Annotated in this window: 13 protein-coding genes; all 13 read left to right on the top strand. The window is 63.0% G+C overall.

Annotated elements, in window-relative coordinates; all coding sequences use genetic code 11:
* Window positions 1–331 precede the first annotated feature (331 nt).
* The 13 genes from rpmH to PHLH3_RS30165 all read left to right on the top strand — a co-directional run bounded on the left by rpmH (window position 332) and on the right by PHLH3_RS30165 (window position 11423).
* Window positions 332–466, top strand: a complete 135-nt coding sequence (gene rpmH / locus PHLH3_RS30225) for a 50S ribosomal protein L34 (protein WP_021217136.1) — start codon at window positions 332–334, stop codon at window positions 464–466.
* Window positions 467–480: 14 nt separating this feature from the next.
* Complete coding sequence (rnpA, locus tag PHLH3_RS30220; protein WP_111259234.1) at window positions 481–885, top strand: ribonuclease P protein component; 405 nt, start codon at window positions 481–483, stop codon at window positions 883–885.
* The gene (gene yidD / locus PHLH3_RS30215) at window positions 878–1123 is read left to right on the top strand and encodes a membrane protein insertion efficiency factor YidD (RefSeq protein ID WP_111259233.1); all 246 of its coding nucleotides are present in this window, start codon (window positions 878–880) and stop codon (window positions 1121–1123) included. Before rnpA ends, yidD begins: the two co-directional genes overlap by 8 nt.
* Before the next feature lie 2 nt (window positions 1124–1125).
* On the top strand, window positions 1126–2838 hold the full coding sequence (gene yidC / locus PHLH3_RS30210; protein ID WP_213627393.1) for a membrane protein insertase YidC: 1713 nt from the start codon (window positions 1126–1128) through the stop codon (window positions 2836–2838).
* 84 nt (window positions 2839–2922) lie between these two features.
* Window positions 2923–4290 (top strand): tRNA uridine-5-carboxymethylaminomethyl(34) synthesis GTPase MnmE, encoded by a 1368-nt coding sequence (gene mnmE, locus PHLH3_RS30205; RefSeq protein WP_213627392.1) that lies wholly within the window; start codon window positions 2923–2925, stop codon window positions 4288–4290.
* A gap of 499 nt (window positions 4291–4789) precedes the next feature.
* The gene (gene mnmG / locus PHLH3_RS30200; protein ID WP_213627391.1) at window positions 4790–6682 is read left to right on the top strand and encodes a tRNA uridine-5-carboxymethylaminomethyl(34) synthesis enzyme MnmG; all 1893 of its coding nucleotides are present in this window, start codon (window positions 4790–4792) and stop codon (window positions 6680–6682) included.
* Window positions 6682–7329, top strand: coding sequence for a 16S rRNA (guanine(527)-N(7))-methyltransferase RsmG (rsmG, locus tag PHLH3_RS30195; RefSeq protein WP_213627390.1), 648 nt, complete (start codon window positions 6682–6684; stop codon window positions 7327–7329). Before mnmG ends, rsmG begins: the two co-directional genes overlap by 1 nt.
* Before the next feature lie 15 nt (window positions 7330–7344).
* Window positions 7345–8133 carry a ParA family protein gene (locus PHLH3_RS30190; RefSeq protein WP_111259228.1) on the top strand — a complete coding sequence of 263 codons (789 nt, stop codon included), beginning with the start codon at window positions 7345–7347 and terminating at the stop codon, window positions 8131–8133.
* Between the two features lie 9 nt (window positions 8134–8142).
* Window positions 8143–9015, top strand: a complete 873-nt coding sequence (locus tag PHLH3_RS30185) for a ParB/RepB/Spo0J family partition protein (RefSeq protein ID WP_213627389.1) — start codon at window positions 8143–8145, stop codon at window positions 9013–9015.
* A gap of 147 nt (window positions 9016–9162) precedes the next feature.
* Window positions 9163–9570, top strand: a complete 408-nt coding sequence (locus tag PHLH3_RS30180; protein ID WP_213627388.1) for a F0F1 ATP synthase subunit I — start codon at window positions 9163–9165, stop codon at window positions 9568–9570.
* 16 nt (window positions 9571–9586) lie between these two features.
* Window positions 9587–10456, top strand: a complete 870-nt coding sequence (gene atpB / locus PHLH3_RS30175; RefSeq protein ID WP_111259225.1) for a F0F1 ATP synthase subunit A — start codon at window positions 9587–9589, stop codon at window positions 10454–10456.
* Between the two features lie 190 nt (window positions 10457–10646).
* Entirely contained in the window at window positions 10647–10904 is a 258-nt protein-coding gene (atpE, locus tag PHLH3_RS30170) for a F0F1 ATP synthase subunit C (protein WP_003457994.1), read from the top strand.
* Window positions 10905–10952: 48 nt separating this feature from the next.
* Complete coding sequence (locus PHLH3_RS30165; RefSeq protein ID WP_111259224.1) at window positions 10953–11423, top strand: F0F1 ATP synthase subunit B; 471 nt, start codon at window positions 10953–10955, stop codon at window positions 11421–11423.
* The last annotated feature ends 12 nt before the right edge of the window (window positions 11424–11435 follow it).

The raw sequence follows: 11435 nt of genomic DNA, 5'->3' as shown, positions 1-11435 counted from the left end.
TGGACCCGGTGTATAACCTGCCTGTGGGCAACTCGGGCATTCATCCCCAGGTTGTGCCCAGCCGACGCACAGGTCGATCACCGCTTCCGGACAGCCTTATCCTTTGGTCAAGGTCATGGCTCACTAGGCTTTGCCCGGCTTTTCCACAGGCCTGGACCTGTCTAAGAGTTATAAACAAAACGAGTCTTTCTTAAGTACTCTTTTCTTTCTTACATATTTTGATCGGAAGAGTTGGTTGGAAATTGACCTGCCCGCGCTGTTTCTCTAGAATCCCCGGTCTCTTTAAACGGGGGCCACTTCCGGCCCGTTGTGATCAACCAGGTAAAGCATCATGAAACGCACTTTCCAACCCAGCACCATCAAGCGCGCTCGTGTACACGGTTTCCGTGCCCGCATGGCTACCAAGAACGGCCGTGCAGTCCTGTCGCGTCGTCGCGCCAAGGGCCGCAAGCGCCTGACCGTCTGATTCACCCGGAACAGGTGGTGAGTCGAGGCTTCGGCCGGGAAAAGCGTCTGCTGGTTCCCCGGCAATTCAAGGCAGTCTTCGACTCCCCTACCGGCAAGGTTCCCGGCAAGAACGTCCTGCTGCTCGCGCGCGACAACGCTCTGGATCATCCCCGCCTCGGTTTGGTGATCGGCAAGAAGAGCGTCAAGCTTTCAGTCGAACGCAATCGCCTCAAACGCCAGATCAGAGAGTCCTTCCGTCACAACCTCGAGTTGCTGGCTGGCTGGGACATCGTGATCGTGGCGAAAAAAGGCCTGGGCGATCTGGAGAACGAAGAGCTGAGTCATCAGTTCGGCAAGCTCTGGAAACGCCTCGCCCGCAGCCGGCCTCGCCCTGAATCCACGACCGAATCAGGGGTGGCCGACAGTCCCCATGCGTAAACTGGCCCTCGTTCCGATCCAGTTCTACCGCTATGCCATCAGCCCGCTGATGGCCAGCCACTGTCGCTTCTATCCCAGCTGTTCCTGCTACGCGCTTGAGGCCATCGAGAACCATGGTCTCCTGCGCGGTGGCTGGCTGGCCGCGCGTCGGCTCGGCCGCTGCCACCCCTGGAATCCCGGTGGCTACGACCCGGTTCCTCCCGTAAAAACCTCCCAATCCCCTTCGATGGCCGAGTAATCATGGATATTCAACGCTCGATCCTGATCGTCGCCCTGGCAATCGTGTCCTACCTGATGGTTCTCCAGTGGAACCAGGACTACGGCCAGGCCGCCCTGCCGACCGCCAGCGCACCCGCCGCCAATACCGCGACGCTGCCTGACACCGCAACGCCGGCACAGCAAGCAGCCAATGACGACGTCCCGACCGCCGACAACACCGAGCACAGCGCACCTGCCGCTGCCCAGGTGTCGCCGAGCAACGAGCTGATCCGCGTCGAAACCGACGTGCTCAACCTGGCCATCGACCCCAACGGCGGCGACATCGTCCAGCTGACCCTGCCGAAGTTCCCGCGCCGCCAGGATCGCCCGGACGTTCCGTTCCAGCTGTTCGACAACGGCAACGAGCGCCTGTACCAGGCCCAGAGCGGCCTGATCGGCGCCAACGGCCCCGACGCCCGCAGCAGCGGTCGCCCGCTCTACAGCGCCGCCCAGCGCCAATACAAGCTGGCTGACGGCCAGGATCAGCTGGTGGTCGAACTGACCTTCAGCGAAAACGGCGTCAACTACATCAAGCGCTTCACCCTGACCCGCGGCAAGTACGACCTCCAGGTCGCCTACCGCATCGACAACCAGAGCGCCCAGGCCTGGAACGGCAGCATGTACGCGCAGCTCAAGCGCGACGGCAGCGCCGACCCGTCCTCCAGCACCGCCACCGGCGTATCGACCTACCTCGGCGCCGCCGTCTGGACCCCTAGCGAGCCCTACAAGAAGATCTCCATCAAGGACATCGACAAGCAGGACGAGAAGCGCCGCGAGGGCAACCCCGACGCCTGGTTCAAGGAAAGCGTGAGCGGTGGCTGGGTCGCCTGGCTGCAGCACTACTTCGTCACCGCCTGGGTCGCCGACAAGGGCCAGACCAACGTCATCCAGACCCGCAAGGATCCGAAAGGCAACTACATCGTCGGCTTCGTCGGTTCCAGCCTGAGCGTCCCCGCCGGGGCCCAGGGCGAAGCGTCGGCCACCCTGTATGCAGGCCCGAAGGTGCAGAACCACCTGAAGGAGCTTTCCCCGGGTCTGGAACTGACCGTCGACTACGGTTTCCTGTGGTTCATCGCCCAGCCGATCTTCTGGCTGCTGCAACATATCCACAGCATCCTCGGCAACTGGGGCTGGTCGATCATCGTCCTCACCGTACTGATCAAGCTCGCCTTCTTCCCGCTCTCGGCCGCCAGCTACAAGTCCATGGCCCGCATGCGCGCCGTGTCGCCCAAGCTGCAGGCCCTGAAGGAGCAGTTCGGTGACGATCGCCAGAAGATGTCCCAGGCGATGATGGAGCTGTACAAGAAGGAGAAGATCAACCCGCTCGGCGGCTGCCTGCCGATCCTCGTGCAGATGCCGGTGTTCCTCGCCCTCTACTGGGTACTCCTGGAAAGCGTCGAGATGCGCCAGGCACCGTGGATGTTCTGGATCACCGACCTGTCGATCAAGGACCCGTTCTTCATCCTGCCGATCATCATGGGCGCCACCATGTTCATCCAGCAGCAGCTGAACCCGACGCCGCCGGACCCCATGCAGGCCAAGGTGCTGAAGCTGATGCCGATCATCTTCACCTTCTTCTTCCTCTGGTTCCCCGCCGGCCTGGTGGTGTACTGGGTGGTCAACAACTGCTTGTCCATCGCCCAGCAGTGGTACATTACCCGCCGGATCGAAGCTGCGAGCAAGGCGGCGGCCTGACCGCCCACCTTCGCCAACGCTTGAAAAGACGCCCCCTCTGTGGGGCGTCTTGCTATCCGCCCCACGCAGATCGAGGTTCACGCCATGAACGCCCCCCGTGAAACCATCGCCGCCGTCGCCACCGCCCAGGGTCGTGGCGGCGTCGGTATCGTCCGGGTCTCGGGCCCGCAGGCAGCGCACATCGCCCAGGCCGTGGCCGGACGCCCGCTCAAGCCCCGCTATGCCCACTACGGCCCCTTCCACGATGCCAGCGGCGCGACCCTGGACGAAGGGCTGGCGCTCTACTTCCCCGGGCCCAACTCTTTCACCGGAGAAGACGTGCTCGAGCTTCAGGGCCATGGCGGCCCGGTGGTACTCGACCTGCTGCTGCGCCGCTGCCTGGAACTTGGCGCCCGCCAGGCACGCCCGGGTGAGTTCAGCGAGCGCGCCTTCCTCAACGACAAGCTCGACCTGGCCCAGGCCGAAGCCATCGCCGACCTGATCGAGGCCAGCTCCGAACAGGCCGCCCGCAACGCGCTGCGCTCGCTGCAGGGCGAGTTCTCCCGGCGGGTCCATGCCCTGACCGAGAAGCTGATCCAGCTGCGCATCTACGTGGAAGCCGCTATCGACTTCCCGGAGGAGGAAATCGATTTCCTCGCCGACGGCCATGTACTCGGGCTGCTCGACGGTGTGCGCGAAAATTTATCCACAGTCCTGCGCGAGGCCGGGCAGGGCGCATTGCTGCGCGAAGGCATGACCGTGGTCATCGCCGGGCGGCCGAACGCCGGCAAGTCCAGCCTGCTCAACGCACTCGCCGGGCGCGAGGCGGCCATCGTCACCGACATCGCCGGTACCACCCGGGACGTATTGCGCGAACATATCCACATCGATGGCATGCCACTGCATGTGGTGGACACCGCCGGCCTTCGTGACACCGACGACCATGTGGAAAAGATCGGCGTGGAGCGGGCCCTCAGGGCGATCGCGGAAGCGGATCGCGTGCTGCTGGTGGTCGATGCCACATCCGCCGAGAGCGCCGATCCGTTCGCGCTGTGGCCCGAATTCCTCGACAGCCGACCGGATCCGGCCAAGGTGACCCTCATCCGCAACAAGGCGGACCTCTCCGGCGACACCATCGACCTGCAAAGCAGTGCCGACGGCCACGTGACCCTGAGCCTCTCGGCCCGCTCAGGCGACGGCCTGGAACTGCTGCGCGAGCACCTCAAGGCCTGCATGGGCTACGAACAGACTGCGGAAAGCAGCTTCAGTGCACGTCGGCGCCACCTGGAAGCACTGCGCCAGGCCAGCGCCCACCTGGAACACGGGCGCAACCAGCTCACGGCAGCCGGTGCCGGTGAACTGCTGGCGGAGGATCTGCGCCATGCGCAGCAGGCCCTTGGAGAAATCACCGGAGCCTTCAGCTCGGACGATCTGCTCGGGCGGATCTTCTCAAGCTTCTGCATCGGCAAATAGCCCGCAGCTGCTCCAGGCACAGCCACCTCCGGGTGGCTTTTTTATGGCGCATGGATTTATACATGGCGAAACAAACCCTGTGCATAACCACGCCTGAACCCAGTCCATAAGCTTGAGGATAACAGGAGGTATAACAGGCCTGTGGGTAAGTCATCGTTTCATCCACAGGACCTCCACGGCTTACCCGGAGGAAACGGTCAGCTTCAGCACAGGCTTATCATTGTCTGCAGAGCTCTTGGATATTGGGCTTGAGGTAGTTATCCACAAAATTCGTCCACACCATTCATATAAACAATGAACAAGCTCTATAAGAATTCTTTCTCTCTTATTTTCTATTGGCTCGAAGCCTGGGAAACGAAAGCGATCGGATAGATGAAGAGAGGGACTCCTCCGAGTGGTTGGCTATTTTTTGTGCAGAAGGCTTCATTCACCGAGGGGAAGTCCCTATACTTGCCGCCTTCCCTGATTACCCATCTACAGAACAGGCACGAGGTGCGTGGTGGATTTCCCTTCCCGTTTTGACGTGATCGTTATCGGCGGCGGCCATGCCGGCACCGAGGCTGCCCTGGCGGCCGCGCGCATGGGGGTCAAGACCCTGCTGCTGACGCACAACGTCGAGACACTCGGCCAGATGAGCTGCAACCCCGCCATCGGGGGCATCGGCAAGAGTCATCTGGTCAAGGAGATCGATGCGCTCGGCGGTGCCATGGCCGTCGCCACCGACCTCGGCGGTATCCAGTTCCGCGTATTGAACAGCCGCAAGGGACCGGCGGTACGTGCCACCCGTGCACAGGCCGACCGCGTTCTGTACAAGGCCGCTATCCGCGAGATCCTCGAGAACCAGCCGAACCTGTGGATATTCCAGCAGGCATGCGACGACCTGATTGTGGAAAACGATCAGGTGAAAGGCGTCGTCACCCAGATGGGCCTGCGCTTCCACGCGGAATCCGTGGTGTTGACCACAGGAACATTCCTCGGCGGACTTATCCACATCGGCCTGCAGAATTACTCAGGCGGTCGTGCCGGCGATCCGCCGTCCATCGCCCTGGCCAAACGCCTTCGCGAGCTGCCCCTGCGCGTCGGACGCCTGAAGACCGGCACGCCGCCGCGCATCGATGGCCGTTCGGTGGACTTCTCGGTCATGACCGAGCAGCCCGGCGACACGCCGATCCCGGTGATGTCCTTCCTCGGCAACAAGGAGCAGCACCCGCGCCAGGTCAGTTGCTGGATCACCCACACCAACGCACGCACCCACGAGATCATCGCCAGCAACCTGGATCGCTCGCCGATGTACTCCGGAGTGATTGAAGGCGTCGGTCCGCGCTACTGCCCGTCGATCGAGGACAAGATCCATCGCTTCGCCGACAAGGACAGCCACCAGGTGTTCCTGGAGCCCGAGGGCCTGACCACCCACGAGCTGTACCCGAACGGTATCTCCACCTCGCTGCCGTTCGACGTTCAGCTGGACATCGTCCGCTCCATCCGTGGCATGGAGAACGCCCACATCGTGCGTCCCGGGTACGCCATTGAGTACGACTACTTCGACCCTCGCGACCTCAAGTACAGCCTGGAGACCAAGGTCATCGGCGGCCTGTTCTTCGCGGGTCAGATCAACGGCACCACCGGCTATGAAGAAGCCGGCGCCCAGGGCCTGCTCGCCGGCGCCAACGCCGCGCTGCGCGCCCAGGGCAAGGAAGCCTGGTGCCCTCGTCGCGACGAGGCCTACATCGGCGTACTGGTCGACGACCTGATCACCCTGGGCACCCAGGAGCCCTACCGCATGTTCACTTCGCGCGCCGAGTACCGGCTGATCCTGCGCGAAGACAACGCGGACCTGCGCCTCACCGAGAAGGGCCGCGAGCTCGGCCTGGTCGATGACCGCCGCTGGAGCGCGTTCGAGGCGAAGCGCGAGGGCATCGCCCTCGAAGAGCAACGCCTGAAGAGCACCTGGGTACGTCCGGGCACGCCCCAGGGCGATGCCATCGCCGCGCGCTTCGGCACGCCGCTGACCCATGAGTACAACCTGCTCAACCTGCTGAGCCGCCCGGAGATCGACTACGCCGGCCTGGTGGAAGTGACCGGCCAGGGTGCGCAGGACCCGCAGGTTGCCGAGCAGGTCGAGATCAAGACCAAGTACGCCGGCTACATCGACCGCCAGCAGGATGAGATCGCCCGCCTGCGCGCCAGCGAGGACACCCGGCTGCCGGCTGACCTCGACTACGCGACCATCTCCGGCCTGTCCAAGGAGATCCAGCACAAGCTCGGCCTCAGCCGTCCGGAAACGCTGGGCCAGGCTTCGCGCATCCCCGGAGTCACCCCGGCGGCCATCTCGCTGCTGATGATCCACCTGAAGAAGCGCGGCGCCGGTCGCCAACTGGAGCAGAGCGCCTGATGTCGCAGGTCACCTCTCGCCACGCCGACGAACTGTCCCGTGGTGCGCAGCAACTCGCAGTCGAACTTTCCGCCAACCAGCAGGAACTGCTGCTGGCCTACCTGGCGCTGCTGATCAAGTGGAACAAGGCCTACAACCTCACCGCGGTGCGCGACCCGGACGAGATGGTCTCGCGCCACCTGCTCGACAGCCTCAGCGTCGTGCCCCATGTGGCCGCGCTGGGCGACCACTGGCTGGACGTCGGCAGCGGTGGCGGCATGCCGGGCATTCCGCTGGCCATCCTGTTCCCTGATCGGCGCTTCACCCTGCTCGACTCCAACGGCAAGAAGACCCGCTTCCTCACCCAGGTGAAGCTGGAACTCAAGCTGGCCAACCTCGAAGTTATCCACAGTCGGGTCGAGGCCGTTCAGCCCGAGCGCCCCTTCGCCGGCATCATTTCCCGCGCCTTCAGCTCGCTGGAGGACTTCGCCAACTGGACCCGTCACCTGGGCGATGGCGACACCCGCTGGCTGGCGATGAAGGGCGTGCACCCCAGCGACGAGCTGGTCGCACTGCCGGAAGACTTCCGCCTTGAAGCCGAGCACGCCCTGGCGGTTCCCGGTTGCCAAGGCCAGCGCCATCTGCTGATACTGCGCCGCACGGAATAAGGGGGAAAGGCAGCCATGGCCAAGGTATTCGCGATCGCCAACCAGAAAGGTGGAGTGGGCAAGACCACCACCTGCATCAACCTGGCCGCCTCGCTGGTCGCGACCAAGCGCCGCGTGCTGCTGATCGACCTCGACCCCCAGGGCAACGCGACCATGGGCAGCGGCATCGACAAGCACGCCCTGGAGAACTCGATCTACGACGTGCTGATCGGCGAGTGCGACCTGGCCGAGGCCATGCAGTTCTCCGAGCACGGCGGCTACCAGCTATTGCCGGCGAACCGCGACCTGACCGCCGCCGAAGTCGCCCTGCTGGAAATGAAGATGAAGGAGAGCCGGCTGCGCTATGCGCTGGCGCCGATCCGCGAGAACTACGACTACATCCTCATCGACTGCCCGCCGTCGCTGAACATGCTGACCATCAACGCCCTGGTCGCCGCCGACGGCGTGATCATCCCCATGCAGTGCGAGTACTACGCGCTCGAAGGGTTGTCGGATCTGGTCAACAGCATCCAGCGCATCGGCCAGCTGCTCAACCCGAGCCTGAAGATCGAAGGCCTGCTGCGCACCATGTACGACCCGCGCATCAGCCTTACCAACGATGTCACCGCCCAGCTCAAGGAGCATTTCGGCGACAAGCTGTACGACGCCGTCATCCCTCGTAACGTCCGCCTCGCCGAGGCCCCCAGCTTCGGCATGCCGGCGCTGGTCTACGACAAGCAATCCCGTGGCGCCATCGCCTACCTGGCGCTGGCCGGCGAGCTGGTTCGCCGCCAGCGTGCGAACGCCAAAACCGCTACCGCATAAGGAAACCGCATGGCAGCGAAAAAAAGAGGTCTGGGCCGCGGCCTGGACGCCCTGCTGGGCGGCACTACCCCCACCGTCCTGCAGGAGGAGGCCGCCAAGGCCGACACTCGCGAGCTGCAGAACCTCCCCCTGGAACTGATCCAGCGTGGCAAGTACCAACCCCGTCGTGACATGGACCCCACCGCCCTCGAGGAACTGGCCCAGTCCATTCGCGCCCAGGGCGTCATGCAACCCATCGTGGTGCGCCCCATCGACGGCGGGCGCTTCGAGATCATCGCCGGTGAACGTCGCTGGCGTGCCAGCCACCAGGCCGGCCTGGAACGCATCCCCGCCCTGGTACGCGAGGTGCCGGACGAAGCCGCCATCGCCATGGCGCTGATCGAGAACATCCAGCGCGAGGACCTCAACCCGATCGAGGAAGCCGTCGCCCTGCAGCGACTGCAGCAGGAGTTCCAGCTGACCCAGCAGCAGGTCGCCGAGGCGGTCGGCAAATCGCGCGTGACCATCACCAACCTGCTGCGCCTGATCGCCCTCCCCGAGGAGATCAAGACCCTGCTTTCCCATGGCGATCTGGAAATGGGCCATGCCCGTGCATTGCTCGGATTGCCGGCCGAACAGCAGGTCGAAGGGGCGCGACATGTTGTCGCACGAGGCCTGACCGTGCGCCAAACCGAGGCACTGGTACGCCAGTGGCTGAGCAGCAAGGACAAAGCTGTCGAACCGGTCAAGGCCGATCCGGACATCAGTCGCCTCGAACAGCGCCTCGCTGAGCGGTTGGGCGCTCCGGTGCAGATCAAGCACGGCCAGAAGGGCAAGGGCCAACTGGTCATCCGCTACAACTCCCTCGATGAGTTGCAGGGCGTTCTGGCCCACATCCGTTGAAACATTTGGCCATGTAGCGCGCGGTCGGAATTCACTACCCGGCAGTTGAACAGGGGGTATTCCGCCCCTATACTCTGCGCGCAATTTTGTCGGCACAAACTATGCCAAGTTATTGATTCGAGGCGCCGACTCAGAGGACCCGCTGCGATGGACATACGCACGCAAAACCGCCTGCCCTTCCATCGCCTTCCGGTATTCCCGGTACTGCTGGCCCAACTGGTCGTGTTGCTGCTAGCCGCTGTCGTTCTCTGGCAGTGGCGCGATGGCGTAGCGGGATATTCTGGTCTGTGCGGTGGCCTGGTCGCCTGGGTGCCGAACATGTACTTCGCCCACAAGGCGTTCCGTTTCAGCGGGGCGCGGGCGGCTCAGGCGATAGTCCGGTCTTTCTATGCCGGCGAGATGGGCAAGATGATTCTGACGGCGGTGCTGTTCGCACTGACGTTCGCAGGCGTGAAACCCCTGGATGAACCGGCGGTATTCGGTGTCTTCCTGCTGACCCAGGCGGTCAGCTGGTTCGCTCCCCTGCTGATGAGAACAAGATTTTCGAAACCTTAGGGCGTTTGAGGCAAACATGGCAGAGCAAACCGCTTCGGGCTATATCCAGCACCACCTGCAAAACCTGACTTTCGGTAAACTGCCGTCCGGCGAATGGGGCTTCGCCCACACTGCCGAGCAAGCCAAGGAAATGGGCTTCTGGGCTTTCCACGTGGACACCCTGGGCTGGTCCATCGCCGTCGGCCTGCTGTTCGTGATCCTCTTCCGCCTGGCTGCCAAGAAGGCCACCTCCGGCATCCCCGGCGGCCTGCAGAACCTGGTCGAAGTCATGGTCGACTTCGTCGACGGCAGCGTGAAGGACACCTTCCACGGCCGTAACCCGCTGATCGCCCCGCTGGCGCTGACCATCTTCGTCTGGATCTTCCTGATGAACGCCATCGACCTGGTGCCGGTGGACTGGATTCCGGTCCTGGCTGCCAAGATCAGCGGCAACGAGCACCTGTTCTTCCGTGCCGTACCGACCACCGACCCGAACGCCACCCTGGGCATGGCCCTGTCGGTCTTCGCGCTGATCATCTTCTACAGCATCAAGGTCAAGGGCATCGGCGGCTTCATCGGCGAGCTGACCCTGCACCCCTTCGGCAGCAAGAACATCTTCGTTCAGATCCTGCTGATCCCGGTGAACTTCCTGCTCGAGTTCGTGACCCTGGTGGCCAAGCCGATCTCCCTGGCCCTGCGTCTGTTCGGCAACATGTACGCCGGCGAGCTGGTGTTCATCCTGATCGCCGTGATGTTCGGCGCCGGCATGATCCTGCTGAGCGGCCTGGGTATCGCACTGCAGTGGGCGTGGGCCGTGTTCCACATCCTGATCATCACCCTGCAGGCCTTCATCTTCATGATGCTGACCATCGTCTACCTGTCGATGGCGCACGAAGACAACCATTAAGAACGCAGCTCGCACCTGATGTCCTTCTCCCACGGGAGAAGGTGCCCTAAGGGCGGATGAGGGTGCGAGGTTCGAGATGGTCCCGTGTCGGTCGACGCGGGAAGCCCGAAAGGGCAGCTGGAAACTAGTCGATTTCGTTTTACCGCTTCACTTAAACCTTAACCAACACGACATAAAGTCGGGAGGAAAAATGGAAACTGTAGTAGGTCTCACTGCGATCGCCGTTGCTCTGCTGATTGGCCTGGGTGCCCTGGGTACCGCTATCGGCTTCGGTCTGCTGGGTGGCAAGTTCCTGGAAGGCGCTGCTCGCCAGCCGGAAATGGTCCCGATGCTGCAGGTCAAGATGTTCATCGTCGCCGGCCTGCTGGACGCCGTGACCATGATCGGCGTTGGTATCGCTCTGTTCTTCACCTTCGCTAATCCGTTCATTGCTCAGGTAGCCCAATAATCCTCTTCGCAGAGGATTGGACTGACAACGAACGAGCGAGGTGTTGGCGTGAACATTAATGCAACCCTGATCGGCCAGTCCGTCGCGTTCTTCATCTTCGTACTGTTCTGCATGAAGTTCGTGTGGCCTCCGGTCATCACGGCACTGCGCGACCGTCAGAAGAAGATCGCCGACGGCCTGGACGCTGCCAATCGCGCGGCTCGTGACCTGGAGCTGGCCCACGAAAAAGTGGCCCAGCAACTGCGCGAAGCCAAGGCCCAGGCAGCTGAAATCATTGAGCAGGCCAAGAAACGCGGTACCCAGATCGTCGACGAAGCTCGCGATCAGGCCCGTGTGGAAGGCGAGCGACTGAAGTCGCAGGCTCAGGCCGAGATCGAGCAGGAACTGAACAGCGTCAAAGACGCGCTGCGCGCCCAACTGGGTAGCCTGGCCGTCGGCGGTGCCGAGAAGATCCTGGGTGCCACTATCGATCAAAACGCGCACGCGGAGCTGGTTAACAAACTGGCCGCCGAAATCTAAGCGAGGGCGATC

Source organism: Pseudomonas sp. Pc102, assembly GCF_018408275.1.
GTDB lineage: Bacteria > Pseudomonadota > Gammaproteobacteria > Pseudomonadales > Pseudomonadaceae > Metapseudomonas > Metapseudomonas tohonis.
This window is presented reverse-complemented; position numbering and strand designations above follow the sequence as displayed.

Coding starts and splice junctions, on each gene's coding strand:
- rpmH (WP_021217136.1), top strand. CDS start 332: ATGAAACGCACTTTCCAACCCAGCACCATCAAGCGCGCTCGTGTACAC.
- yidD (WP_111259233.1), top strand. CDS start 878: ATGCGTAAACTGGCCCTCGTTCCGATCCAGTTCTACCGCTATGCCATC.
- yidC (WP_213627393.1), top strand. CDS start 1,126: ATGGATATTCAACGCTCGATCCTGATCGTCGCCCTGGCAATCGTGTCC.
- mnmE (WP_213627392.1), top strand. CDS start 2,923: ATGAACGCCCCCCGTGAAACCATCGCCGCCGTCGCCACCGCCCAGGGT.
- rsmG (WP_213627390.1), top strand. CDS start 6,682: ATGTCGCAGGTCACCTCTCGCCACGCCGACGAACTGTCCCGTGGTGCG.
- PHLH3_RS30190 (WP_111259228.1), top strand. CDS start 7,345: ATGGCCAAGGTATTCGCGATCGCCAACCAGAAAGGTGGAGTGGGCAAG.
- PHLH3_RS30185 (WP_213627389.1), top strand. CDS start 8,143: ATGGCAGCGAAAAAAAGAGGTCTGGGCCGCGGCCTGGACGCCCTGCTG.
- PHLH3_RS30180 (WP_213627388.1), top strand. CDS start 9,163: ATGGACATACGCACGCAAAACCGCCTGCCCTTCCATCGCCTTCCGGTA.
- atpB (WP_111259225.1), top strand. CDS start 9,587: ATGGCAGAGCAAACCGCTTCGGGCTATATCCAGCACCACCTGCAAAAC.
- atpE (WP_003457994.1), top strand. CDS start 10,647: ATGGAAACTGTAGTAGGTCTCACTGCGATCGCCGTTGCTCTGCTGATT.